The organism is Copranaerobaculum intestinale (assembly GCF_009831105.1).
Lineage (GTDB): Bacteria > Bacillota_I > Bacilli_A > Erysipelotrichales > Erysipelotrichaceae > Copranaerobaculum > Copranaerobaculum intestinale.
The window spans coordinates 386,834-413,388 of record NZ_WUUQ01000001.1 but is presented as its reverse complement, the minus strand read 5'-3'; the positions used below and the strand labels follow the sequence as shown (position 1 = coordinate 413,388).

Sequence of the window (26,555 nt, the reverse complement as noted above, 5' to 3'; positions counted from 1 at the left end):
CTGTTTCAGCCCACTAGATAATTTCTGCTTGAAATTATCTAACCTGTTTATACGAAATATTTGAAGATGTTTCAACCGGTTAGGGACAAGATGTCATTTTTAGGGACGAGTTGTATTAAATTCCTCGCCCCTCATCTTCTTCGTCATCACTGTCGCGGTGAAAGGCTATTTGCGCAACCAGCCGCATTCCTTCTTCATAATAATAAATTTCACCGCCGTAGCGTTCCACAACTTCTTTGATTTTTTTAATGCCTATGCCGTGCAGTTCTTTATCCGGCTTCGTTGTCTGCATCTTCTCAATCACATGAATGACACTTTCATGAATACTGTTTCGCAGATAAATGATATCCATCTGTTTTTTCTGCGTGATCGTCAGCTTGATATATTTTTCCTCGGTTTTTTCCGCCGCTTCGATTGCATTATCCAAAAGATTGCCGAAGAGCGAGGAAAGATCAGAATCAGCGATATACATCAAAGCGGTTTGTACCACCAGCTTACAATCGATATGGCGTTTGGCGGCTTCCTCCAGCTTGTGATTGATGACAAAATTCAAAATACTGTTATTGGTCTGAATCATTGCCGGTATATACTCAAGATCAGTCAGATTTTCCTGAATCAGCTTTTCAATTTCTTCCTTTTGACCATTTTTCACATACTGATTAATAACCATTAAAATCCGTTTATACTCGTGACGAAACATCCGAATTTCCTGTATATGATCATTAATTTCCCGACTGTTCTCAACTTGGAGCTCATACTTTTTCTGGTTAAACATCAGCTTCTGATTCGCCTGCTGTTCTTCGAAAAACTTTCGCATATAATAATAGAATACGACATTCAGAAAGATCAATGAGACGATAATGCCGCCGGCAACCAAAAAGGTTGGTCCCTGAACCGGATTTTCCATAAACATCGACAGGATGAATACGGTTATCAAAATACTCAAAAGGGGCAGGATGAAATAACCGCGTCCTTGAGAAAACCAGATACTGAGGCGCTGATGCCGGTGGCGGCTGATAACGATTGCCATACAGATAATCAATAACGTCTTGGATATACAGAAGATACCAATGGCCTGTAAAAAATTCGGATATTTGGTGATGATCTCCAGATTGGTCTGAGTCAGCCATGAAGCGGTGACCAGCACGCCGGTATTCATGATCGCTACCAAAACAAACGGCAAGAGCACTGCCGCGATGGCCTGCTTGATCGGTATATGCAGATTTACAACAGTAACCACAAACAGCGTCAGAATCGGGATTACTGAGAAAAATCCGCTGTATCCCAGCAGCTGATCGACAAAAATCTGTTCCACCGCCAATACCGCCGTGACAATCATTTGTTGTGCCAGGTCGCGATGCTCATAATAACGGTATAGAAACTCGACCACGATGATATTTTCCACAATCGGAAAACAAAGGGCGATAATCAGACTTTCCAGCTCATTCATCTTCTTCACCCAGAAGCATCATATACTTCTTCATCAGCTCCGTTTTCCGCGTTCGGCTGATGTGAAAGACATTATGATTTTTCAGTGTTAATTCATCATGATAAATATTGTCAACGTAGTCATAATTGACCATCATGCCTTTGATCGGCACTAAAAATCGACGGAACTTCGGATCTTCCATTACCGCTTGAATCGTATTACGATCCTGATACTTTGCTTTCTCGGTACGAATGGTGATGTAATTGCGGTAGCTTTCGATGAACATGATCTCATTGATGTTGACCCGCAGCACTTTGGTTGGCTTCAAAAAGGTATAGACCGCTTCACTGCTCACGATGGATTTATGAACCTTCTCAATAAGCTTGGTTAAATCTTCGTCGAGACATTCCTTGCGGATAAAATAGTATGGTGAAAAATGGAAGGTGTCAAAGACGAGGTTGCTGTGACTGGTAATAAATATGATTCGGGTTTTCTCACTGTTCTTCTGCGCAAACTCGGCAATCGTATACCCGTGGATCGGCATGTCGATGTCCAGAAATAGGTAATGATAGAAATGTTCCGTTAACGCTTTCTCATATCCTTTGCCTCCCAGCAGGGTATATACATTTGTCTGATGATCAATACGTCCAAAATATTCAGTGACAAGGGTTTGAAGCCGCGATAAAAAAAGCTCATCATCGTCACACAGCAAAATTTCCATTGCTTCACCTCCCTTTTGTGTATCTATTGTACCGTAAATGAAGCCAGAAAAAAAGATACCGAAGTATCTTTAACGGGTAGGTTAGGGAGACCACGCCTCATGAGTCTAAAACATAAGGCTTTGCTTTCTTTACATCGTGGTCGGAGTAATCATCACTCTTTTCTGCGTTTTTGAGTAACGGTAATCTCACACATCCCTATATCATGATAATGTATAAACTTGTGATTTTTTTGTTACTACTTTCTCACTTATCGTATTTCATAACGATTTATCATCCAATCAAGGTGCTTTTTTACCAAGGTGGTATGACAATAGGCACATTTTCCCGCTTCATCGATATTCAAGGGCGCTCCGCAGTTTGGACAGTTTTCCAACCCTGCCAAAGGTTTTCCCAAGGGACGCAGAAATTCAACTTCGTAGGTATGTTGATCTGCCTGCTGGTTGACCCGCTGATGACAGTACCTTCCGCATTCTTCGTATACTCGATCAAACTCATATAGCAGATCAGCGTAATCGTATCATATCCCAGACTGCGATGAAATCCATCAATCGTCATGCCATTCATTTTTTGAAACTCCATATAGACGGTGCGATCCTGCATATTTTCCAGCAGCTCTTTTTGACTGAGATACTGCAGCTCCGTATTCAGATACTTCAGCGTATTAAAATCTTTTTCACTCAATGCTTTTTGAAGCCGAAGAATCCGTTTTGCGGCGAATTGCTTAAACTCTTCTTCAAAAAAAGAAGGATCAACGCTTTGTATTTCGGATACAATACTATTATCATCGGTTTTTATTACCGTTAATATCGGCACATCATCCGTTTCCTTGTCACGATTCTGACTGAAATAAATAAACATGCCGGCGCCGATCGGCAGAATAATGATAAGTGCCATGGCCATTTTTTCTGACTGAAAGCTCGTTTGACCATCATAAGATCGATATTCATCACTGTAATCTTCTGCTTTTATTAATTCAGCTGACAGCAGGAAACAAATACATACCAAACATACAATTTGTTTCCAATTTCGCAGAATTTTTTTCTTTCTCATAACTATCCTCTTTTTCCTAAATGATCATAGCACATCAATCATCGCTGTTTTAAAAAATCCACTTTCGTGGATTTATGCCTGCATTGCTTCACTGTACTTTCGGCGTTCCGGACTCAAATTATCAACATAATAACGAATTGTCAGTGCCGCTGCACATTTGCTTTTATTTTTTGGTTCAACGATAAAGCCGTCCCCCTCCAGCATTTGATTCAGCATGGCTTTACAGCAGGACTGTAAATTTTTCACCCCAGGCTCGGATGCTTCCATGAAGTCTTTCGCATTGACTTCAATGTAGAGCCATTGTTTATTATGGGCTTCGACCTTTTCGGCCTGTAGACGATTTTCATATTCCTCAACTGTAAACTTTTCCATGTTTTTACCTCACCTTCTTATTCATATTATACCATGGATCCTTTACTTTCACAGATTTTTCATTGGATATCCAAAGCATATTGAATATGTAAGGCATTACAAATTTCTGTTTTATACAAATTCCGACAGTTGAAGAATATTTTTGTCTTATTTTGCAAGTATCTCGACCCCGTGTTCGGTAATCAAAACGGTATGTTCCCACTGTGCGGATAAAGAACCATCCTCCGTATAAGCGGTCCAGCCGTTATCCGCATCGACAAATAACTCATAACCACCGATATTGATCATCGGCTCTACGGTAATCACCATACCCGGCACCAACATCATACCGGTGCCCGCAACACCTACATGAGAAACGATCGGATCTTCATGGAACTCATTACCCACGCCGTGACCGGCAAAATCACGCACCACGCTGTATCCATACTTTTTCGCATGGGTATGGATGGCCGCGCCGATATCGCCGAGATACCCCCATGGCTTAATTGCCTGAATACCGATTTCCAAACACGATTTGGTTACCTCAACCAGCTTTTTTGCTTCTTCGCTAACTTCACCGATCATAAACATTCGTGAAGCATCGCTGTAATAACCATGAAATATAGTTGATACATCCACATTGACAATATCCCCTTCTTCTAAGATGACAGACGCATCCGGAATACCGTGACATACTTCATCATTGACTGATGTACACACACTCTTAGGAAAGCCGCCGTAGTTTAATGGCGCCGGAATAGCCCCATGTCCTACCGTATAGTCATAAACCAGTTTATCAATGTCTTCGGTGCTCATGCCCGCATGAATTTTAGAAGCTACCAGGTCAAGCACCCCATCGTTAATGACCGCACTTTTCTTGATACCCTGAATATCCTGTTTGCTTTTGATCAATTCCTTAGGTGGCATTTTATTACCTTTAGCGCGATACATTTCATATTTTTCATCAAATGCTTCATGACAGTTTTTATATTTCAATCCACTGCCGCACCAGCATTTACTGTTTCTTTTTATATCCATAATCATACCCTCCAATGCATGTATCAGTATAGCACCTTTTCTTTGGAAACTCACATAGAAACTTTTTTGCATCTTTTCAAAATGATAATTGACTTCATTGAAACGCTTTCATATAATGGAAATGGTATTACATATTCACAACTATGAGAGAGTCATGAACATGTATTCCAAAACGGCCGAGAGGCTGTGAGAAGCGGATCCTTTCTGGGGATTCCGCTTTTTCTTTCTTTATGCTATGATCATACCAGAGGAATAAATATGAAAAAAATAATAATATTGCTTATTCTCTGTTTTTTAACTGCCGGATGTGCCTCTAACAATACGATGGCATACCCTGAAATCAAGCGAAAATTCAAGGCAGAGGGATTCAAAATGGTATATCATCGAGATCGAGAAAAGGATATTGATATTTTATCCTTTGAATCTGAGAATATGGAATTGTTTTATAATTCAAAAAGAGTTATGGGTGTAATCAAGGGGAATGTGCTTTATTCTCCTTCCACCAACAAAGGATATGCGAATGGTTTATCGGGCTGTATATACAATTTCCGTAAACAAGAAACCGGAAATTTTTGTTATGATCATGATTTAGCAGCACTAAAGAAATTGAAGAAGCAATATAAAAACACCCTAAAAAAACTGAATCTTACGGAAAAGCAATTTTATATGTTCGCAAAACATGAACTACGCGCTTATTTAGACAAGGTGGCATCATTGACCGACGAACAAAAACTTGAACGCATTGGCTTTAAAAGAAGCAAAGATGAATATCAGATTCATTTTAAAACAGATAATGAAGACGAATCACCGATCCCGAATACGATGAGTATTAATTTGAAGAAAAAGCAGATGGATTTTAAATACGAGTCCAGTGTGATTACGCTGGAATGGGCTAACCAAATAATAGTGAAGGAAACTTACACAGACGGTACTGTTTGTGCGTATGATATCACAAATAAAACTTGGCTAGAGCCCTGTGACGAGATTGATAACGAAAATAAATTTTATGAATACTATGATTTCTTTCAAAAGTTTCAGAAAGAGTATCAATTATCTTTATGAAAAAACCGTCAGCGACGGTTTATTTTTTTACTGCTTCAATTTTTAGATACTTGACAAGCATATCGTGAATCGCTTCCAATCGATCCATCTCCAGCTTGCCATCCTTGCGGCTGCGGGTATTCTTAATCTTGACTTCATGTTGCTCATCCGCGGTGCCGCTAGTTACATACATCAGATTATTGAACCATTGCATGCATCCCGGAACATCGGTAGGGCGCTCCAGCAGCCGACTTTTCGGCAGATACTTCTGAAGCCCTTCAGCAAGCTGTTTATCGGCCTTTTTATGTGCGATAAATACATCGCCGTCAGATGCGATACAATCCATGATAATCATATTTTTGCCTTTCAGCTTTTTTTCCATATTCTCAGCAATTTGCGCATAGCCATAGAAGGATGCGGACACGTTGTCACAGAAGATAAATGCCGTGCGGTTATCCTTAGCGGCAGCTGCTTCCTGCATCAATGTAATCGCAACACACAATGCCGACGTATTCTTATTAAAGTTATACTTATTCGCCATTCCCTTCCCCAAAAAGAAACTGGCGATGATCATTGCTACGCCGACGATGACCGCTGCGACTTTCATCCAGATGTTGTAGTCATTAAAACCTCGTACCAGCAGATAAAACAGGAAAATAACAAAAATGGAAGAAGCCATCTGAATCGCCAGTGCGATCATCTCCTGCTTATGATCTTTTTTGAAGTTGAACGGATAATACGTATAACCGGGCATCATCACCTTGCTCGGCGTGTCATATCCGGTAACGACGATATTCTCACATTTAGTGAAATTACCGACCAGCAGATTACGGGAAGCAAGCTTGCCCTTTTTCTTTTCGTCGATGTGAACTTCAAATCCCAAATCCTGTGCACTATGGGCCAGCCATGCCAGGAAACGCTCTTTCCGTTTTGCCGTATTTCGCTTTGCGAACTGAACGCAAAGCAGTGCAAATAAGTCTCTCATTCTCGTACCTCTTATATCCCTTTCACATTGCTTTCATTATATACGTTTTTTGTCTTATTATCAATTAGACCCTTTAAAATAACACATTTCCATTACTTCTAAAACGATTCAGCCCTACCTTCATACAAAGTGATCGCGCTGCGGCTGCGTTTCTTTGATTCATAGAGCGCTACATCCGCAAAATGGATGATCTCCATCATGGATTGATCCGACTCCCGTTTCGCAAATCCGGCGCTAAAGGTAATCGAGCTATTATCGTTTATTTTGCACATCATCCGGCTGAAATCCTTTTGAAGCCGCTGCAGCAGCTGACGCACACTTTCCGCGTGAGATTCCATAAACAGCACACAGAACTCATCCCCGCCAAACCGATAAGGATAACAGGTTTTTCCTAAACCGCACATACATTCTCCAAAGCAATGAAGCACACGATCACCATACAGATGTCCATAACAATCATTGATATGCTTAAATTCATCAATGTCGATCATCGCGATAAAGAAATCTTGTTCCTGTTCATTTGCCAGCATCTCCAAATGCTGAAGCATCGCCTGCCGGCTGCCAACCCCGGTCAGCTCATCCAAATGAATCCGCTGCCGAAGAATCTTTCGTTCCACATCCTGATTGATTATAATCTGTTTCTTCATGCGAGCAAACTGAATCATCGCTATGGCAACAGCCCAGGACGCGCAGGTACATAATATGATAATTACAAGATTTATTAGGTATAGGGAAGTGAAGGTATCTCCATGAAGCATGATCCCCAATGCACTGATGATTTGAAGGAGTATTCCGAATACTGCCGTTACGCTGGTAAGCCGTTTCTGTTCGTAAATGACCGTCATCAAAAGTGGTACGATGGATACAAATAAAATCGTTACATAGCTGCTGTGGACAAAGGACAAATTAAAGGTTATCAGCACAAACAGAAAGGACATACAATATTCTTTTTGACGGACAGACAGTTTCTTATGGAGAACCACGGTACGTCCGATATGAATCAGAATCAAACCGATCAAACCGGGTATCAAAATATAGGTAAGCCAGTAATGCAGATCACTGCCGCTGATGAAATGACCAAGCCGCGCTATGATATAGACCGCAATTTCCGCTAAAACACTGACAATCACGCTTAACTGAAGTATCCGATAGTGAAACTTCAGCCACTGATGATTCATTGATTGATAGGAAGCCGCTGCTTCGCTGCGTAACGAACGATTCATTATTTGCCTCCTTTCTCAGAATTTTCACGTGTTATTATCATAACAAATAAATATAATTTACGTCTACAAAGAATCTTAATTTATTTTATATATTTATATATATTCTATTTATTGATAATTTATGTTGCGTCTCTTAAACATGAAAAAAGCAGCTTACAGCAAGCTGCATTCTGCTTTTCATACCTACTTTCAATTAAGCTTTATCTTTAGAACCAAATTCTGTCATCATCGCAATAACTTTGGCTTTGATTGCTTCAGCACCCGGTGCCAGCAGTTTACGAGGATCGTATCCTTTGCCTTCGTTATCCTTTCCAGCTTCGATGTATTTACGGGTAGCCGCCGCAAATTCAAGCTGCAGCTCTGTATTTACATTGATTTTGGAAACGCCCAATGAAATGGCTTTTGCGATCTGATCAGCAGGAATACCGGAACCGCCGTGCAGTACCAATGGCAGTCCGTTGGTAACCTCCTGAATTTTGCCTAATACATCAAAGTTCAGTCCAGCCCAGTTTGCCGGATATTTACCGTGGATGTTGCCAATGCCGGCAGCCAGGAAGTCAACTCCCAGAGCCGCAATTTTTTCACATTCATTTGGATCTGCAACTTCACCCATGGAAGTAACGCCGTCTTCTTCACCGCCGATGCCGCCAACTTCACATTCAACAGAGATTCCGCGTGCGTGAGCAAATTCAATGATTTCTTTTGATTTTTCCATGTTTTCTTCAAAATCATAGTGAGATCCGTCAAACATAACCGAAGTAAATCCTGCTTCGATGCATGCCTTCGCTCCATCATAAGAACCGTGATCCAAGTGCAGAGCAACCGGTACCGTGATACCAAGATAATCGTGGATTTCTTTTACCATGGCAGTTACGGTCTTGAAACCGCACATGTATTTGCCTGCACCTTCTGATACACCTAACATTACCGGTGATTTTGCTTCTTCAGCCGCAAGCAGAATTGCTTTTGTCCATTCCATGTTGTTAATGTTGAATGCTCCTACTGCGTAGTGTCCGGCTCTTGCCTTCTTGAGCATTTCTGTAGCTGATACTAATGCCATAACCAAATTCCTCCTTCTATTTACCTTTTTATTTTACTGCATTTTTCATCGTTTGAAAAGGTAAGAGGGGTATTTTCTACCCGATAAAAGCTGAATTCTGGAATATATCTGAAATCCCTGACAAAAAGCTTTCATCTAAGCGCTTACTTTTCAAATGTCGGTGAATACTCTTTTCCTAACCACTAAAAAAGCCGTTAGCACGGCTTTAGAATTCTTCGGCTGTTTCCTTTGGAGCCACTTCTTCCTCTTCAGTATAAGTGGTGTCGTCTTCCTCTTCATCGATCAAAAGTGAATTTGTATCAACCACCACTTCCTCATACTTATGACGGGAACGCAGATCCCATTTATTTTCCGGCATATGAACAAACCGTTCATCAAGTGAAATATCGGTATAAAATTGTGCGATATTATCTTCTGCCTGCTGTTCATTCAAACCGGATACCTGAGATACTTCTTCCCAAATTTTCAAAAAAGTCACCGGTTTTTTCTTTTTAGACATTAAATCAAATGCTACATCAACCATCGGTTTTTTCATAATCAGATTTCCTCCTACACATAACATTCTCTGCTTTTGAGAAACCGTCGCTATATCATATGCCGTTCTCATAAAAAGAATCGAAAAATTTCATTTAAGCACTTATATCTTTGATTTTCCATATAAGTCGGTATGACTCGATTACTTCATTTTCATTCAATACCGCATATTCCACCGCGATGACATCCCGGGTACAGATATATGTCTGTGTTTGAATGATCAGTTCCAAGTACCCTAATTCATTGGTGACAGAACCGACTGTCTGCGTTGTATTCTGATCAAAGTGGAGCTGCGTAAGCATTTCTCCGCTTCGCCTCAAATGGGCAAAGTCGGAATGAGCAGTAAATGTTACTTCGGTAGTGCCGTCGCTTTCCCGATAGATGATTTTGCGGTTCTCCCCATCTTCGACAACTTCTGCAATCCCGTTAAACAGAGTATTTCTAACATTGCTGCTGCGTTCTGTACTTGTGACTATCAGCTTTTTACGCACCCTATCACCACTTATCATGAGCATTATAGCAGAATATTTTTTTACTGCAACTATAAATACATATATTTTAATAAATTGTGTTAATTTCTATAAATTGAACAAAATAAGAACGAGGTGACGCTATGAAGAAAATCGGCAGACTTTTCCTCTGGTTTCTGTTTATCGCCATGACGCTTTTGGTTGCGGTATATACCTATGCGTGGATGGATAAACTGGAGCTGCATGAAAAACGATCAAGCATTACTATTTACGATGTAAATGGTAATGTGCTATATGAAACAAACTTTAAAAAAAATATGCATTGGACCAATATTGATGATATTCCAAAATCTGTACAGGAAGCGTTTGTAAGTGTTGAAGATAAACGCTTTTATTATCACGCAGGCTTTGATCCGCTCCGCATTGTGCAGGCGATGGGACGCAATATCACTTCCGGCAATATCTTGGAAGGAGGCAGTACCATCACCCAGCAGTATGCCAAAAATCTTTTTCTAACCAATGAGCAGACAATGGCAAGGAAAGTGGAGGAATTTCTCTATGCGGCCAGGCTGGAGATGCAGTATTCCAAAGAAGAGATATTGGAGGGCTATCTTAATACATTGTACTTCGGACATGGTGTATACGGTGTCAACAATGCCGCGAAATACTTCTTTGATAAACCTTTGACGAAATTGACAACTGCAGAAACCGCTATGCTGGTAGGAATACCGAATGGTCCTTCAATCTATTCCCCGTATCTATCCAAGGAAAACGCAATCAAGCGTCAGCAGCTGATTCTGCAAGTGATGGTCAATAATGATGTCATCACTGAAAAAGAGAAGCAACAGGCGGAAAAAGAACCGCTGCAGCTGGCAGTTCACACCGATCATGAAAAGGCCGGAAATGATGAGTATTATATCGATGCCGTCATTCACGATCTTCAGCAGCGTGATGATATTGACTTAGGCAAGGAGCTTCATGTTTATACGTATTATGATCCAAGTGTTCAGGCAACCCTGAATACGTCGATCAGTAACCATGTATCCCTGAAATCAGAACTGGAGATATCCGGAGTAGTCATGCAGCCGTTTACCGGCAATGTTATGGCGTTGGCAGGCGGAAAGGATTATACACTGTCACAGTATAACCGGGCGATTGATTCTAAACGGCAGGTTGCTTCCACCATCAAACCGCTGCTTTACTACTCTGCTCTGAAAGAGGGCTTCGCTCCGTCCAGCACCTTCTTATCAGAACCTACTACCTTTCAGATCGATGATAAAAATACTTACGCGCCAAAAAATTATGCTGAAAAGTATCCCTATAAAAAAATATCAATGATTCACGCAATATCCGTATCCGACAATATCTACGCTGTAAAAACACATATTTTCTTAGGCATGGAAACTCTCGCGGATTCCCTTCATGCCTTTGGGATCAAGGATGCCAAGCCGGAGGCATCGCTGGCGCTTGGAACCGTTAATATGTCAATTCTGCAGCTCAGTAAAATTTATAATACCTTCGCTTCGGAAGGATTGTATACAGAACCGGCCTTTATCTCCAGCATTACCGATGGTCAGGGCAGATCGCTGTATCAACATGACAGCAAGCCTAAACGGCTTTTGGACCGTGACGAGACACTCGTATTGAATCAGATGCTGACAGCAACCTATGACAACAAAAACGTTGCTCATACCTTCCCGACCATGTACGGTAATCAGCCTGATACTCAGGCAGGGGTAAAAAGCGGCACCAGTGATTGGGATGCTTTGGTAGTCGGCTTCAATCCCAATTATACAGTTGGGATCTGGAGCGGTTATGATGATAACCGAGCACTCCCGAAAGCTGATTTCAATATCTCAAAGGATATCTGGCAGGAAACTTTTGATGAACTGAATCAAGGCAAAGAAAATGTTTGGTATCAGCCAAGTGATAACATCGTTAGCCGGAAAGTAAATCCGATTACCGGAAAACCTTCCAATGACGGCAGTAACTACTGGTTTATCCGCGGCAATGAAGACGGCAGTGAAAAACTAAAAGACGATTAAAAAAGGACCGATTTGTCGGTCCGTTTTTATAAGATCGGGAAAGTTAATTTACAGATAAACGTCTGTTCCTCACCCGTAATATCAAGCCTGCCCTTCATCAGCGACATCATTTTCGCTGTGCTTTTCAATCCGATATGATTTCGCTCCACCTTATCGAGATCCTGACGGACATGATTGATAAAACTCATTTCCATGGTTTCCTCATGGCATAATACATCAATTTCTATCGGCTGTTCCTGATCCGCATATTTCATAATATTTGAAAAAATATTATTGAATACACGCTTCATCATCTGCATATCGATTTCCATCCGACATGTATTATCGGGGGAGTGGTATTGAATATGATAATGATTCATCTCCAGCTGCTCCATTTGGTCAATCAGCAGCGGAAGCAGCTCTTCCAAGGTGATGTTTTCAAGCTGTGCCCGATGATCCGGCTCAAACACTAAGGAATATTCAAACATCGCATCACTCATCTCTTTAATATCTTCAGCCTTTCGGATACACCGATCAAGACATTTTTCATACTGCGCTTCATCCTTGTACTTACGATATTTCAGAATATCGAGATACGCCTTTAAAGAGGTCAGGGGAGTACGAAGATCATGTGACATGCTGGTAATTAATTCACTGTTGTTCTTACGGCTCATTTCCTCACTTCGGATATTTTCACTCAGAATCAAGCGCATTTGATTCAGATCCTGACCAAGCTGAGCGATTTCATCACGCCCCTGCGGATTGATATCATGACTTAAATCACCGCTTGCCAACACCAGAATATCATTTTGAAGCCGTTTGATTTCAAATACCTTGCGATTCATAAACCGCATTACTGGAATTAAATACATTGATACTGCAATTAATACAATTGCGACAAGGTATGGGGTCACATAGGGAATAAGCGGATAAGAATAAATCATCAGCTGTCCTGTTTCTCCAGAAAAGTTCACACTGTACATGTAATATTCAGGTACATATATAGCCGATACATCATAGACCGTACCTCGCGTAAACAGCCGTTCAATGCTTCCAACGCGATTCCAATTACCGGCAAAATAATCACCATTATTATCATAAATATAACAGTAAAAATAGTTGGATGTATATTGATCTAATATTTTTTCCGCGGTTTTCTTATTTTTCTTTGAGAAAGTAAGATTCTTCGCCTTTTTTGTGATTTCCTGATGAATCTCATCATAGTTTGTCTGTTCGGATATTTCAGTTGCTCTTATAAATTCAAAAAACGAGTAACGGTTCTCATACATAAAGAAGAACATGCCAAACGCAAACACCCCAGCCAACAGATTTACTATCAGAAGCTTCATCGAAAGCTTGTGAAACAGCTTCCACCGCATCCGCTGCTGAATATTTTGAAAAATATGCCGAAGGATGCACCGTTTCTTTTCCAGAAGCATCAGATAGTAGAAAAATAAAGATATCAGCAGCGACACGGCTGCATCTGCTAAAATATAAAGCCTGCTGTATCCTGTGAATTTTGGATAAAGCACAACTCTGACTGTTTCATCAAGAAAGTTGATTTCTAAAACATCAGAAAATTTTGTAGACATTTCATCCGGTGCCATACCATGAGAAGCTAAAAAATAATCCTGCTCATTTTTCATCTGAAAGATAGAGAAAGTGTAATCTCCAACAACACTGTCAATACTTTTCTGGATAAAGTTTAAATTATCAATATCAAATTCCTCACCGCCCAGATCATTTTGGATTTTCTGCGCAACTTCATCACTGATGCGAAATGAAACAATATCGTTGTCCACGAGGATTGACAATACATTTTTACGGTAAGCAAAAATGATAAAGAATGAAAGCAAAAAGAGAATCGCCGCAAGATATACTCGAAGCAGTACCGTTATGTCAAATCTGCGCCGCTTAATCACAGCGATAGCCCTTGCCCCAAATCGTTTTTATAATTTGCGGATTCTGAGGATCCTTTTCTATTTTCTTGCGAAGATTGCGCATATGTACCATAACTGTGTTGTTGGCAGAATAATAATAGGATTCTTTCCAGATGGTTTCATAAAGACGTTCCGCAGAAAATACCTGACCGCGGTTTTTCACTAACAGCACCAATAGCTGGAATTCAATATCCGTTAAATCAATTTCCGCATCGTCAACGGTGACGATCCGCTTTTGTTCATCGATCACTACACCATCGACCTTCAGCGCTTCAGCAGGTTCCGACGTATTCTCATCCCCCTTATATACCATATAGCGGCGAAGCAGTGCTTTTACCCGAGAGACTAGTTCATTATATGAGAATGGTTTTGACATGTAATCATCACCGCCGCTGGAAAAGCAGAGGGTTTTGTCACTATCCTGTGATTTTGCACTCAAAAACAAAATCGGCGCCATGCTGTATTTCCGAATTTCCACGCATGCCTGATAACCGTTCAGCCCTGGCATCATAATGTCCAGTATCACCAGTCGAAAGGTGTTCTCCTTCATCATTTCCAATGCTTCCTGACCATCCTTTGCCTTATATACCTGATATCCTTCGCTGTTTAAAAGAATTTCAATGACATCTCGGATATCCTCATCGTCATCTGCTACTAAGATTTTGATTTCATCCATAGTCTTTTACCCCTTTATGTACCTTCATTATATAATACCCACATCGAAAATGGGGAATGTTTCATAATTTTAAGCTCGTTCTTCAGAATTATTAAGAATTGAAAAAGGGCATCACGCCCTTTTCTTTTTGTATACCAGTTGACCTACGATTCACTCAGGTAGTTTTCAACGAGCCTGACTGCCTCTTCAAACGGCTGTTGATCCATTGTCAGCCAATGAATATCCTGATCTTTACGAAACCATGTTTTCTGCTGCTTCGCAAAGCGCTTGATCGCTCTTCCAAGTGCTTCATACAGTTCATCCTTCGTCTTATAATCACCGCTGATATAACGATATATATAACGGTATTCCAATCCCAAGGCTTCTAAAAATTCACCGGTTGCTCCCTGCCGTAAAAGCTCCTTAACCTCTTCCAGCATCCCCTGATCAAAACGGCGTTTCATCCGTTCATCAATCCGCTTATGCAAAATTTCATTGGGCCAGGTAACACCTAGCTGAAGCGCTTCATAGCGCGGTTCAAATCCCTCTTCTAGTCCTGCTTCACCAATCGTGTAATATTTCTCCAATGCCCGAATAATGCGTCTGCGGTTGCTTGCGGTATTGCGGGCTGCGGCTGCTTCAGAAATATTCTTCAGCTCTTCATACAATTCCTCGGTAGTTTTGGTTTCCAGCCGTTCCCGCAGTTCATCATTTTGCGGTACATCACGAAAGGTATAACCCTTTACTACGGCACGTGTATAAAGACCGGTACCCCCGGCAATGATCGGCAGTTTCCCTCGAGACAAGATATCATCAATGATTCGATATACTTCTCTTTGATAATCCACAACCGAATACATCGTATTCACATCCAGAATATCGATCATATAATGAGGAACGCCCTGCATTTCATCGATTGTAAGCTTTCCAGTACCCAAATCCAGTCCCCGGTAAAGCTGCCGTGAATCCGCGGAAATCACTTCGCCGTTAAAATGCAAAGCAAGCTTTACCGCCAGATCACTTTTTCCCGATGCGTTGGTGCCCACAACAGATAAAATTTTTGGTTTCATAACGATTCCCCATTTCTTGTGTTTCAAGTATAGCACACGTAAGAAAAGGCGGTCAATTTACCGCCCTTATGAATTTACTTGATACGAAAGGTTTTCGGTGCATAACGATATACACAGAACAATGCGATCAGAATATACGTGATCGTAAATAGAAAAACATAGATAACAAAATTCGCAATCTCCACATGCAGATTCATGACGGTAAGACATACGATATACATTGCATTATTTAAAATCGTATAGAAAGGATTCTTTTCATTATAATCTTTTGTAAATGGCTGAAAAACATAGTACAAAAATAAATAGTGTACCGAAAACAGCACAGACAGCAATAAAATCGTTATGATCGAGATCGCCATATCAGCGGCACTAATCGGTATATGCAAAACCGATATACCAACTGTCAGATAGATACAGAGAACGGCGGCAGGTATCATGTTGTATGTTACCAGATGGCGAAGGCGAATCGCAAAGTTTTTCAAAACCGCGTCCTTGCGTCGATAGAAGCTGTATTGAAGCAGTGACGCGTCACAGTTATAAAATAGCGAACGGGTCGCTCGAATACCGATATTCATAATATACATGATAAAGACAAGCCCCGGGAAAAGCGCGTTTAAAGAAGCCGCAGCTTGATCGCTGACCTTGATGATCCTGCCCAATATGATAATAAACAGAGCAAGCGCAGTAAGAATCAGCAAACGATTGCGCACCGGACGAAAGAATATCCGTTTTTGACGATGAAAAAACAAGGCATTCAGGTATTCATATCCATGCCGGTTCGCAAAGGTATTTCTGTCACTCGTCATCTCTGCTATATCTTTATCTCGAATCACTACATCTTGAAAGGCTGAATCACCGGTTCCGGCCGCAGAAATCATTTGATTAAAATAGTTGATAGAGAGCTGACTTGCCTCACTGAAATACGGATAGCGGTTTATTTTCATAAAAACTGCCGCAGTGATCGGGATGCCGAGGAAGCCGATATAACAAATATTGACAAGCGGTTGCAAAATCCAGTCCTGCATGATGAGTACAATGCCTGCGATAAATACTACAAAGGAGATGAAAACAATCTTGATATTATGCTTGATAAGCGGCAGGGTATGGCGTTTTTCAAACCATTTCATCTGGAGATAGTCAATGGCCGTATGAGCACCCAATGCCAGGGAAAGCAGCGCCGGCGCCAGCAGTATATTCCCATCAAAAAGCAAAATGGCAATGATCATGCCGGGAAGCATGAACACCGTATACATGAGATATTCACTATATACATAGGTTCTAATGTAAAGCGAGCTGTCAAAACGCATGATTTTTAAAAACATCCGGCGTAATTCATCGGTCTGAAACATCATTAGATTATTCATGGAACCGCCGATGACACTAAAGAATAGAAATAGCTGCAGAAAAGCGGCTAACCGAGGTCCATCGGGCGGAACGTTCATGATGACCAAACCATACAGCACGGCAATATAGAAGCTCTTTTTGAATAGCTCTGACAAAACGGCATACAAAACCATAATACAGGACAGACCGTCTTTTAAGCCGGTTTTATGATAAAGTGAGGCAGGAAACAGATGCTTGATGAGCGGAATTTTCCGCAGATAATAAATCCAGCGGTTTACCGCTGTGCTGAGCCGAATCCGATAGGTTGTAAGAAAACATTTAAGCATGGGGCTCATCCTTCAAGATCTCCACGATTTCTGCTTCAAAATTGGGACTATGCATCGTTTCCTCATCCAGCGTCTGTAAGCTGCCGTTGTGCAAAATTACAATTTCATCACACAAATCAGTGGCAAGCTGCAGCACATGTGTAGAAAAGATCAAAATATGCTCCTGCCGCATCTGCCGCAGCAAATTTTTCATTTCCAGTGCAACAACCACATCGAAGGAGGTCAGCGGCTCATCCAACAGCACCACAAGCGGTTTCGCTATGATAAAACACAGCATCTGCACTTTATTTTTCATTCCATGTGAATATTCCTTGATAAGCCGATGTCGATCTGTTTCGTCTATTTTCACCAGATCAAAGTATTCGTCTATAGAACGCGCATCATGAATATACGCCGCATTGGCTTCCATATAAAACTTTATAAACTCATATCCAGTCAAAAAATCAGGAAGTACCGGAGTTGAAAATACAAATCCGATATCACTCTCATCAATCTGCCGTACTCGATCTTGATCTTTCAGATAACAGCTTCCGCTGTCCATCGGCAATTCTTTGGAAATACAGTTGAAAAGAGTAGTCTTCCCGGCTCCGTTGCGGCCCAAAAGACCATAGATTTTTCCTTTTTCAAAGGTGATGCTGACATCCTGTAAAACCTTCTTTTCATTGAATGATTTGTTGATATGATCACAGATCAGCTGCATAAGCAAATCCTCCCTAAAAGTAGTTTCAGTATAGCATGAATGTTCAATGCTTGTATATTCTTTAGAAATTCTTTATGTTTCTCTACCGGTAGATTTTATAATTCCTGGGTATACTCAGAGTAACTAAGAAAGGTGATGTAAAATGATTGATACCATCGTAACCATAATCGGTTCTGTCTTTTTTATTCTGGGGTTTCTTTTGGTAATCATCACCTGCCTGTATATCATGGGCAAAAAGGATGATGATACAATTCGTCAGGATCAGTATTACCATTAGTGTAAGCTGTTTGTTTCATGTATAATAGGGGATAGAAAAGAGGGATAGCTATGGATTACCGCATTTTGGTCGTAGAAGATGAAAAAGAAATCAATGATGCCATTCAGATTTATTTGAAAAATCAGGGTTATGAGGTAGTTCAGGCCTTCAATGGGAAAGAGGGGCTTGATACAATGGCCGTCTATGATATTCATCTGGCAATCGTAGATGTGATGATGCCGATCATGGACGGCATTTCCATGACCATGAAAGCAAGAGAACTTTACGATTTTCCGATCATATTCTTATCCGCCAAATCAGAGGATATTGATAAAATCACCGGCTTGAACATCGGCGCTGATGATTATATAACAAAGCCTTTTACGCCAATGGAGCTGTTAGCAAGGGTGAATTCACAGCTGCGCCGCTATCAGCGCTTCCTGGATTTAAAAAATGGACAAGAGAGTGAGATCAATGGTTATGTAATCGGCGGTTTGGAACTCAATCTGGATTCTAAGGAAGTCAGTGTGGATGGGGAACCGATCAAGGTTACACCTATCGAGTTTCGCATTCTGGAATTGCTGATGCAGCATCCGGGAAGAGTATACTCCGCAGATGAGATATATGAAAATGTTTGGCATGAAAGTGCCATCAGTACAGAAACTGTCATGGTTCACATCCGCAACATTCGTGAAAAAATCGAAATTGATCCAAAAAACCCCCGCTATATCAAAGTAGTATGGGGCGTTGGCTATAAAATGGAAAAGGTCTAAGAAATGAGTGATGAATTATGAAACGCAGAATTATCGCCACATTATTCATTCTATTGGTTGCAGTCACCGCAAGCGGGGTTATGCTTTCGCAGTACCCTGAAATCAAAAAGAGTGTCGACAGCCTAAATGAATACGATTACAGCAACAATCTGGTTCGTACAATTCTCGCGGCCAACTATGCTATTCACTATAATATGGCAAATGCCGGACAGCCAGGCGAAACAAGCCGAACGCCATCTGATGTCTACATTGCGCCGAGTGAAAGCGCTCGTGAAAGCACATCGGAAACGCAAAGTGATGAATCGAAAGAAAGCCAAGCCTTGGCTAAGGCAAACGCAAAATATATCTCCGGTTCACTAGATACCACCGTTCAGCAGTGGGACACAACTTTAAAGTATAACTGCCAGAATCTTGTCTACTATGCAGCAGATACAGTGACAAATCAGGTGCAGGTATCCAGCAATGATGTCGATTCCATACCGAACGGTATCAATCTGAAAACTTATGCAGGCAAAGTTGGTACGGTCAGTAAATCCAGCAAAGACAAGGATGGAACCCGCTATCATTATCAGTGGGTCATAACCATTTCCTATGATAATGATGGAATTGCTTCGATCAAAAATCAATCTTCTTCAAAAGTAAAAATGACGGATTATATGTATCGAACCGAACAGGAAATATTTCTCAATGAAAATTTTCCGATCTTCTTCAGCAACGATGCGAATGATATATACACATCTGATGTAGCTTTGACGCAGCAAGAAGTCCAGCAGCTGCGAAAGGATTATCGTTTTAATGGCATTCGCAATATGACATTTGTATATGCTGTACCAGAAAAGCTTATTTATAACGATGATATCGCCAATATGCTGGGATATTTCGACAGCGGTTATTACTGGTCAGAATCAGTAGTCTATTTGCTCAGCATTTTAGCCGCGGTGATCATCATTGCTTTACTGGTACCGGTCAAGCTGCTTCAAAGCAGTACGATCGCTTTTGAATTCAGTAAAATACCGCTTGATCTGTTAGCTATTTTCTGGATTCTGATACCGTTCTTCTATCTGATCGCAGGAATCCCCGAAGTCATGCCGTTAACTTATCCGGATCGGGCTATACATGTATTTAACACATCAAATATGTTCTTTCCATATGCGATTAATTTCCTGTACCTGTTTCTGCTGTATGCCAGTGCACTGCTTTCTGTCATATCCTTTAAAAAAGCATGGAAGCTGGGATGGAGAAAATTCTTTAAACATACTTTCTTATATAAAGTATTCCACAATCTGAAGCAGGGGGTGGGAAAACTATTTCGATATTTGGACCGCATCGATCTCAATGATTCTTCCAGCGCCCGATTGGTCGGAATTATTCTGGCAAATTTCTTCTTATTATTTATTATGATTTATCTGGTACCTTCCTCATTGGGCATTTTCCTAGCCTGTGTGTATTCTCTGGCACTGATGTTTATTGCCCGTAGCTATATCACCCGGGTAAAAGAAAATTACCGCAATCTTCTGCAGGTAACCAAAAATATTGCAAATGGTGATCTCGATAAAGAAATCAAACAGGATCTGGGTATCTTCAATTCGTTTAAAGAGGATATCTCCAGCATTCGACACAGCTTTAAGAATGCTATCGAAGATGAAGTTAAGAGTCAAAAAATGAAAACGGAATTGATCTCCAATGTATCTCACGATCTCAAAACACCGCTTACCACGATTATCACCTATACCGATCTGCTGAAGCAGGAGGATATCAGTGATGAGGAACGGCAGAATTATCTGATAACCCTTGAACGTAATGAAGTTCGGCTGAAACATCTGATCGAGGATCTCTTTGAAGTAAGCCGGGTAAACAGCGGTGATATTCAGCTGAATGTTCAGGAAGTCGATATCATTTCACTGATATCTCAGATTCTCGTTGAACATGCTGATAAGCTGCAGAGTCAGAATTTAACGATTCGGACCAACTACAGTGATGATAAAATCCTAATGATGCTCGATCCGCAGAAAACCTACCGTGTACTGGTTAATATCATCATTAATATCGGTAAGTACGCAATGCCGGGAAGCCGTGTTTATATTGATGTAACAGACTACGGTGAACAGGTTGAATTATCATTTAAGAATATGTCCGCAACTGAAATCACCTTTGATCCAAGTGATATCGTTGACCGTTTTGTCCGCGGTGATAAATCCCGCAATACTGAGGGCAGCGGATTAGGGCTTGCCATTTCCAAGAGCTTTACTGAAATTCAAGGCGGAAGCTTTCATATCTCTGTAGACGGAGATTTGTTTAAAGCTGTCATGCGGTTTCCGAAAACAAGATAGAAATAAAAAAGTCTGTTTCACTAAGTAAATGAAACAGGCTTTTCTTATCAATCACTGAAATCAGGGTAGAAGGCCTTGTGATCTTCCTGAAGTCTGCTCTCACAAAGTGCCTTTACAATTAAGGATATTTCTGACAGTTCAACAATTCGCCCATCTTGAGCCAGCACCCAAATCGCTTGGCCGCCATCTCCCTGATAGGGAAGATACGGGCGCTGTGATGCGATATCCGACAGGAAATAATAGCGTATATCATACCCGTCAGCAGTCAAACGCTGCTTGATGCGTTGCGCATCTGCTTCATTTTCAAGGGTACAATAGGCAAATAAATGGCGATTCAGCAGTCGGCTTGATAAATCCTTCAAGATAGGATCCTGACTTTTTTCCAATAGCGAAAAACCATAGAAAGCAGCTGCCTCATCCAATCGATAATGTTCTTCTACATCGGCCGGTGTGTCTTTCAGGAAGGCGTGGAACATCACTACCTCATCCAGCAGCTTCCGATTGCTTTTCCAAAGGTCTTTCATCCGCCGAAACAACAGCTCCAGAATGCTTTCATAGCTGCGGGCAGTCGGGTGGTAGTATACCTGCCAATACATATGATAGCGTGCCATGATATAGTCTTCCACAGTATGAATGCCGCTTTCCTTAACCACCATTTTATTATCCACAACACGGATCGTCCGCAGAATACGCTCCAAATCGAAATTGCCATAACTGGTTCCGGTAAAATAAGCATCGCGCAGCAAATAGTCCATGCGATCGGCATCGAGCTGGCCGGAAACCATTTGATTCAACAATTCATTGGGATGCCGGTGACGGATAATTTTTGCGATATCTTCAGGAAGCGATGGATCAGCTTGTATCAAAATCTGATGAATTTCGGTATTCTCTTCAATAATGCGACAGGTAAATTCCTCATGCTTGCAGGTGCTTACCGCTTCAAATGCATGGGAAAACGGCCCATGACCTACATCATGAAGCAGACCCGCCAGCATAACGGTCGCTTTTTCGTAATCACTCAATATATTTTTAATGCCGTCGATCTCATTTACCATACGCCGGATAATTTCATAAACACCGATTGAATGAGAAAAACGAGAATGCTCTGCAGTATGATACACCTGAAAGCTTCCGCCCAACTGCTGAATGCGGCGCAGCCGCTGAAACTCCCGAGCATTGATACAGTCCCACACTACCTGTAGATCCACATGGATATAGCCATGGATCGGATCACGCATGACCTTTACTTCATTTGTCGGATCAAACATAACAGCATCACCTCACAGCTTCATTATACCATTATCAGGTAAAAAGATGTTTATTAACAAGCAAACCATTTGAATACAACATTTGCTACGATGTTTAAATTAAATATAATAACCTGCAAATTTAATGATCGCAGGAGGCCGTTCGGAGTTCGATAACACATACATACAAATATAATCGTAACTCCTTTATCGTAAGACTGTTTATTACGCACCAGTTATGCTATATTTATAACATAAAAACAGGAGGGATTATCCATGAAAGTAGCTACAATCGGTACCAGTTTTATAACAGAATGGTTTTTAACCGCGGTTGAACAAAACGAAGGAGTGGAGTGTATTGCCATTCATTCCCGCAGTGAAGCAAAGGGAAAGGCTCTGGCCGATAAATTCCATGTGGGAAAAGTATATACGAATGTCGATGAAATGCTGTGTGATGAACAAATCGATACTGTCTATGTTGCTTCACCAAACGCACTGCATTATGATTATGCGCTGCAGGCCCTGGAAGCTGATAAAAACGTTATCTGTGAAAAGCCGTTTACTTCTACGACTGCTGAATTAGATCATCTGACTGAGGTTGCGAAAGCAAGAAAGTTGTTTTTGTTTGAGGCTATTGTTACGGTACATATGCCTAACTTCAAAACCATCCAGGAGCATATCGAAGAACTGGGAAAGCTGCGTATGGTACAGTGTAACTTCTCACAGTATTCCTCCCGCTATGACAAATTCCTGGCCGGCGAAAATCCGAATATTTTTAATCCGGAGTTTTCCGGCGGAGCGCTCGGTGATCTCAACATCTATAATATCCATTTTACAATGAAGCTGTTCGGAAAACCGAAACACGCTCAGTATTTCCCGAATATTGCGGAAAACGGCATAGATACTTCCGGCGTACTGATTCTTGATTACGGAAGCTTTAAATCGGTCTGCGTTGCCTGTAAGGATTCCCGCAGTAAAAATTCTGTCCAGATTCAGGGTGAAAATGGTTATCTGTATATTGAATCTGAATCCAGCAAATGTGACAATGTGTCAATGCATATAAACGACTCTGAAACACTTCTGTCAGTCGAACAGAACCCGATTGCACTGTATTATGAGCTGGGTGACTTTATTAAGATTATCAATGCAAAGGATTATGATACCTGCTATGAAATGCTGAAGTATTCACGCGATGTGCTGGATGTTGTTGAACATGCCCGAAAAGCTGCCGGCATTGTCTTTAAAGCTGACTCACGTACTATTTAATACAGGGATTTTTAAAAAGCCCGAAGGCAATATCTGCGGGTAAGAAAAATAGATCGATTATTAAAATCGGTCTATTTTTTCTGTCTTATTTGGTTGAGCTTATGATTCAAGCGTGATTTCGTTAACAAAACTGGTAGCAAAGCTGTTTTTTACATCCTCTTTTAAGGTACTTTGTCCCAATGACCACATCAATTTAGTGAGGCATGCTTCACTGGTCATGTCGTATCCCTGGATGACCCCCTGCTGAAGCACCTTCAAGCCGGTCTGATAAATTGAAAAGTCACTATGCTCATATAAGCATTGAGAACATACAACAACGGCAATTCCCGCCGCAGCCATTTTTTCCAGCTTAGCAATCAAATCGCGCCGGATGAAGTTAATGCCTCCGGCACCAAAGGCTTCAATCACAATTCCTTTGTAATTCATTTGAAGCAGCATATCAAAGATTTCCGGATTCATCCCCGGAGTCAATTTCAGCAGCATGACATCTTCGCATAATTGATCCTTTAAAATAAATTCACCCTTACTGCGAATAATCTGATTTAAATGCAGTCCTCTAGCATCTACAATGCCGATGGGCTCCACATTGACACTTTCAAATGCATCAAATCCCATGGTCCGTACCTTAACAGCTCGGCAGCCCAGCATAACTTTACGGTTAAATGCGATAAACACTCCTTGAAGATCACTGAGAACAGCCGCAAAGGCTACCCGGATATTATCCAATCCATCACTGAGGGGATGCACTAGCGGCAGCTGAGAACCGGTAATCACAACCGGAATCGGCAGATTTTGAAGCATAAAGGAAAGGGCACTTGCGGTATATGCCATCGTATCAGTTCCGTGCGTCAGCACGATACCGTCTACATCATGGACCAATTCAGCAATTCTGCGGGCTATCAGCACCCATTCCTCAGGCTGCATATTGGAGCTGTCCAGCTGTAATAAATCTTCACAGCAGATTTCCACTTCCTCATTCAGCTCACCCAAGTATTTCATAATATCATCACTGGTTAATGCCGGTACCAATCCCTCCTCGCTCTGTGCTGATGCAATCGTTCCGCCGGTGGTAATAAATACAATTTTCTTCATGCAGCTCATCTTCTTTCCTAACCCATTATAAAAGATATCATGAAGCTGTGCTACTCTTTTTCACGGTTCTTAATATTTTATGCTGATAAAATATTTTCTACAAACGCAAGCAGCGGTTCAATAAAGCTTTGATCCATCCAATCAGCGTGCTCCCCTTGAGATTCCACCAACCCCAACATCCAAGGCTCCGTAAAAGTTTTCGGATCTTTTTTCATCAACGATTTTCTCAGCATTCGACACATTGTCCGGTCTTTAAAGCTCATCACACTCTCATCATAGATACCGCGGCCATAAAACAGCGCAGCGGAGACTGGAAAATCTTTCAAATTGCGTTTTCTAAGCTCCTCAATCGCTTTTTCATCGTAGGGACTGGCGCCGGTCGCAAAGATCAGAACAGCTGCCTGCGATGATCCGCCCAAAAGCTTTTTCAGTTGTCTGATCCCGTCAATTCCTCCGGCATAAATTCCTCCGGCAAATATGATAACCTCATAGTTATTCAGATTTCCCCGATAATCCTTAATAGCTGCCAGCTCACAGGACAGTGAGTTTTTTATCCATTCTGCGTATTTCTTTGCAGAGCCGTATTTTGATTGATAAAGCACGATTGCATGTTTCATTTTTCCTCCTCTGTCAGTGATATTTCAACTGCTTTTAAGATACATTGACTGCTTACGGTAGCACCGGATACTGTATCAACCTTCAATGTCTGCTGTGCGATGATTGATTTCACGATTGCTTCCGCATCACGACCAAGTCCGTTTTGATGTTTTATAATTTGAATATCGGTTATCCGGTGATTGGTTATTATCACTTTTAATGCCACTTGTACGGGATCAATATCGTATGCTCCCTCATAGACTCCGTTTGTTAAATTTGAGAGATTTACTGAATGAATTTTTAGATGTATTGCTTTATTGACGATTGATCGCATGAGAAATAATCCGCCGGCACCAAGCAGAAGAATCATGCATAAAGCCGTGATTCCAATTGTTTTAGATCGTTTCATTTTGGATCTTTTGTTTCCATTTGATCAATTCCCTCATACAGTTTCATTATGAGTGAAAAAAACTGGTTCAGTTCCTTTGCGTCATAAACGCTGAATAACGTATGAAGCTGAGTTTCATATGCTGCAAAAGTATCCTGAAAATAACGATGCAATTGCTCGGTAGCTTTAATACTGGCAGCACGGGAATCCGAAGTACTTTGACCGATTTTCACATAACCCTTCCGCTCCAGCGTGCTTGCCAGTTTTTTAATATTTTGGCGCGAGCAGCCAAGCAGCCGGCCTGCGTGTGTCAGTGTCAATTCCGTATTTGACTGCCTCACCATCGTCAGCAGCATAAACTGTTTCAAGGTAATTTCCGGTATTTCTTCATCAAATAACGTCTGTAACCGATTACCGGCAATAAACAATGTACTGAATATTGCTTTCATTTTATGTTCATCTGTATCTGAAAAGCGCTGGATCAAATCCTTTATTTCCATGGTTTCCTCCTATGCGTAACTTATTACCATTATATTAGCAACTAGTTACGCATCTGTCAACAATATTTTATCAATGAAAAAGACACCCTATTATAAGAGTGTCTTCACTTTATACAATTTTCATTTTGATGCAAAAGCATTACA

Annotated in this window: 26 protein-coding genes; 6 read left to right on the top strand and 20 right to left on the bottom strand. The window is 41.1% G+C overall.

The features are described from left to right. Positions 1–115 precede the first annotated feature (115 nt). The 5 genes from GSF08_RS02060 to GSF08_RS02040 form a co-directional block, all read right to left on the bottom strand. A complete protein-coding gene (locus GSF08_RS02060; RefSeq protein WP_249805893.1) occupies positions 116–1,450 on the bottom strand; it encodes a sensor histidine kinase in 1,335 nt (444 codons plus the stop codon). Then, entirely contained in the window at positions 1,443–2,150 is a 708-nt protein-coding gene (locus tag GSF08_RS02055) for a LytR/AlgR family response regulator transcription factor (RefSeq protein ID WP_160624212.1), read from the bottom strand. Before GSF08_RS02055 ends, GSF08_RS02060 begins: the two co-directional genes overlap by 8 nt. A 340-nt stretch (positions 2,151–2,490) precedes the next feature. Continuing rightward, positions 2,491–3,201, bottom strand: a complete 711-nt coding sequence (locus GSF08_RS02050) for a TIM44-like domain-containing protein (protein WP_160624211.1) — start codon at positions 3,199–3,201, stop codon at positions 2,491–2,493. 72 nt (positions 3,202–3,273) lie between these two features. Next, complete coding sequence (locus GSF08_RS02045) at positions 3,274–3,573, bottom strand: hypothetical protein (protein ID WP_160624210.1); 300 nt, start codon at positions 3,571–3,573, stop codon at positions 3,274–3,276. Between the two features lie 147 nt (positions 3,574–3,720). Next, positions 3,721–4,590 (bottom strand): methionyl aminopeptidase, encoded by an 870-nt coding sequence (locus GSF08_RS02040; protein ID WP_160624209.1) that lies wholly within the window; start codon positions 4,588–4,590, stop codon positions 3,721–3,723. 258 nt (positions 4,591–4,848) lie between these two features. Here GSF08_RS02040 and GSF08_RS02035 point away from each other — a divergent pair, with 258 nt between their 5' ends. After that, the gene (locus GSF08_RS02035) at positions 4,849–5,652 is read left to right on the top strand and encodes a hypothetical protein (RefSeq protein ID WP_160624208.1); all 804 of its coding nucleotides are present in this window, start codon (positions 4,849–4,851) and stop codon (positions 5,650–5,652) included. Between the two features lie 19 nt (positions 5,653–5,671). Here GSF08_RS02035 and GSF08_RS02030 read toward each other — a convergent pair whose 3' ends face one another. The 5 genes from GSF08_RS02030 to GSF08_RS02010 form a co-directional block, all read right to left on the bottom strand. Then, positions 5,672–6,616, bottom strand: a complete 945-nt coding sequence (locus GSF08_RS02030; RefSeq protein WP_160624207.1) for a hypothetical protein — start codon at positions 6,614–6,616, stop codon at positions 5,672–5,674. A 98-nt stretch (positions 6,617–6,714) separates the two neighbouring features. Beyond that, complete coding sequence (locus GSF08_RS02025) at positions 6,715–7,839, bottom strand: GGDEF domain-containing protein (protein ID WP_160624206.1); 1,125 nt, start codon at positions 7,837–7,839, stop codon at positions 6,715–6,717. A 193-nt stretch (positions 7,840–8,032) separates the two neighbouring features. Further along, on the bottom strand, positions 8,033–8,899 hold the full coding sequence (gene fba, locus GSF08_RS02020; RefSeq protein ID WP_160624205.1) for a class II fructose-1,6-bisphosphate aldolase: 867 nt from the start codon (positions 8,897–8,899) through the stop codon (positions 8,033–8,035). A gap of 205 nt (positions 8,900–9,104) precedes the next feature. Continuing rightward, positions 9,105–9,434 carry a DNA-directed RNA polymerase subunit delta gene (rpoE, locus tag GSF08_RS02015; protein WP_160624204.1) on the bottom strand — a complete coding sequence of 110 codons (330 nt, stop codon included), beginning with the start codon at positions 9,432–9,434 and terminating at the stop codon, positions 9,105–9,107. A 94-nt stretch (positions 9,435–9,528) separates the two neighbouring features. Continuing rightward, positions 9,529–9,924: a DUF1934 family protein gene (locus GSF08_RS02010; RefSeq protein ID WP_160624203.1), complete on the bottom strand. Its 396-nt coding sequence runs from the start codon at positions 9,922–9,924 to the stop codon at positions 9,529–9,531. 122 nt (positions 9,925–10,046) lie between these two features. Between GSF08_RS02010 and GSF08_RS02005 the strand changes: the two genes are divergently transcribed. Next, entirely contained in the window at positions 10,047–11,948 is a 1,902-nt protein-coding gene (locus tag GSF08_RS02005) for a transglycosylase domain-containing protein (RefSeq protein WP_160624202.1), read from the top strand. 26 nt (positions 11,949–11,974) lie between these two features. Here the strand turns inward: GSF08_RS02005 and GSF08_RS11695 are convergent, their stop codons facing one another. The 5 genes from GSF08_RS11695 to GSF08_RS01980 form a co-directional block, all read right to left on the bottom strand. After that, entirely contained in the window at positions 11,975–13,849 is a 1,875-nt protein-coding gene (locus tag GSF08_RS11695) for a histidine kinase dimerization/phospho-acceptor domain-containing protein (protein ID WP_160624201.1), read from the bottom strand. Then, positions 13,842–14,543, bottom strand: a complete 702-nt coding sequence (locus GSF08_RS01995) for a response regulator transcription factor (protein ID WP_160624200.1) — start codon at positions 14,541–14,543, stop codon at positions 13,842–13,844. Before GSF08_RS01995 ends, GSF08_RS11695 begins: the two co-directional genes overlap by 8 nt. A gap of 143 nt (positions 14,544–14,686) precedes the next feature. Then, on the bottom strand, positions 14,687–15,592 hold the full coding sequence (gene miaA, locus GSF08_RS01990; protein ID WP_160624199.1) for a tRNA (adenosine(37)-N6)-dimethylallyltransferase MiaA: 906 nt from the start codon (positions 15,590–15,592) through the stop codon (positions 14,687–14,689). A gap of 74 nt (positions 15,593–15,666) precedes the next feature. Further along, positions 15,667–17,262: a hypothetical protein gene (locus GSF08_RS01985; protein ID WP_160624198.1), complete on the bottom strand. Its 1,596-nt coding sequence runs from the start codon at positions 17,260–17,262 to the stop codon at positions 15,667–15,669. Continuing rightward, positions 17,255–17,962 carry an ABC transporter ATP-binding protein gene (locus tag GSF08_RS01980; RefSeq protein ID WP_160624197.1) on the bottom strand — a complete coding sequence of 236 codons (708 nt, stop codon included), beginning with the start codon at positions 17,960–17,962 and terminating at the stop codon, positions 17,255–17,257. Before GSF08_RS01980 ends, GSF08_RS01985 begins: the two co-directional genes overlap by 8 nt. 142 nt (positions 17,963–18,104) lie before the next feature. Between GSF08_RS01980 and GSF08_RS11630 the strand changes: the two genes are divergently transcribed. From GSF08_RS11630 to GSF08_RS01970, 3 genes are read left to right on the top strand one after another with little or no spacing between them, the layout of a single operon-like run. Then, positions 18,105–18,239, top strand: a complete 135-nt coding sequence (locus GSF08_RS11630; protein ID WP_283809446.1) for a hypothetical protein — start codon at positions 18,105–18,107, stop codon at positions 18,237–18,239. Positions 18,240–18,289: 50 nt separating this feature from the next. Further along, positions 18,290–18,991 carry a response regulator transcription factor gene (locus GSF08_RS01975; RefSeq protein WP_160624196.1) on the top strand — a complete coding sequence of 234 codons (702 nt, stop codon included), beginning with the start codon at positions 18,290–18,292 and terminating at the stop codon, positions 18,989–18,991. A 17-nt stretch (positions 18,992–19,008) separates the two neighbouring features. Further along, the gene (locus GSF08_RS01970) at positions 19,009–21,321 is read left to right on the top strand and encodes a HAMP domain-containing sensor histidine kinase (RefSeq protein WP_160624195.1); all 2,313 of its coding nucleotides are present in this window, start codon (positions 19,009–19,011) and stop codon (positions 21,319–21,321) included. Between the two features lie 47 nt (positions 21,322–21,368). On the opposite strand, the gene GSF08_RS01965 is transcribed toward GSF08_RS01970, so the two are convergent. Next, complete coding sequence (locus GSF08_RS01965; protein WP_160624194.1) at positions 21,369–22,589, bottom strand: HD domain-containing protein; 1,221 nt, start codon at positions 22,587–22,589, stop codon at positions 21,369–21,371. Between the two features lie 255 nt (positions 22,590–22,844). On the opposite strand from GSF08_RS01965, the gene GSF08_RS01960 reads away from it, so the two are divergent. Beyond that, on the top strand, positions 22,845–23,834 hold the full coding sequence (locus GSF08_RS01960) for a Gfo/Idh/MocA family protein (RefSeq protein WP_160624193.1): 990 nt from the start codon (positions 22,845–22,847) through the stop codon (positions 23,832–23,834). Between the two features lie 99 nt (positions 23,835–23,933). Here GSF08_RS01960 and GSF08_RS01955 read toward each other — a convergent pair whose 3' ends face one another. From GSF08_RS01955 to GSF08_RS01940, 4 genes are all read right to left on the bottom strand, one after another. Beyond that, entirely contained in the window at positions 23,934–24,926 is a 993-nt protein-coding gene (locus GSF08_RS01955; protein ID WP_160624192.1) for an asparaginase, read from the bottom strand. Between the two features lie 77 nt (positions 24,927–25,003). Then, the gene (locus GSF08_RS01950; RefSeq protein ID WP_160624191.1) at positions 25,004–25,543 is read right to left on the bottom strand and encodes a flavodoxin domain-containing protein; all 540 of its coding nucleotides are present in this window, start codon (positions 25,541–25,543) and stop codon (positions 25,004–25,006) included. After that, on the bottom strand, positions 25,540–25,932 hold the full coding sequence (locus GSF08_RS01945; RefSeq protein WP_160624190.1) for an FMN-binding protein: 393 nt from the start codon (positions 25,930–25,932) through the stop codon (positions 25,540–25,542). The genes GSF08_RS01950 and GSF08_RS01945 overlap by 4 nt, the downstream gene beginning before the upstream one ends. After that, positions 25,929–26,411, bottom strand: coding sequence for a MarR family winged helix-turn-helix transcriptional regulator (locus GSF08_RS01940; RefSeq protein WP_160624189.1), 483 nt, complete (start codon positions 26,409–26,411; stop codon positions 25,929–25,931). The genes GSF08_RS01945 and GSF08_RS01940 overlap by 4 nt, the downstream gene beginning before the upstream one ends. Positions 26,412–26,555: the final 144 nt, after the last annotated feature.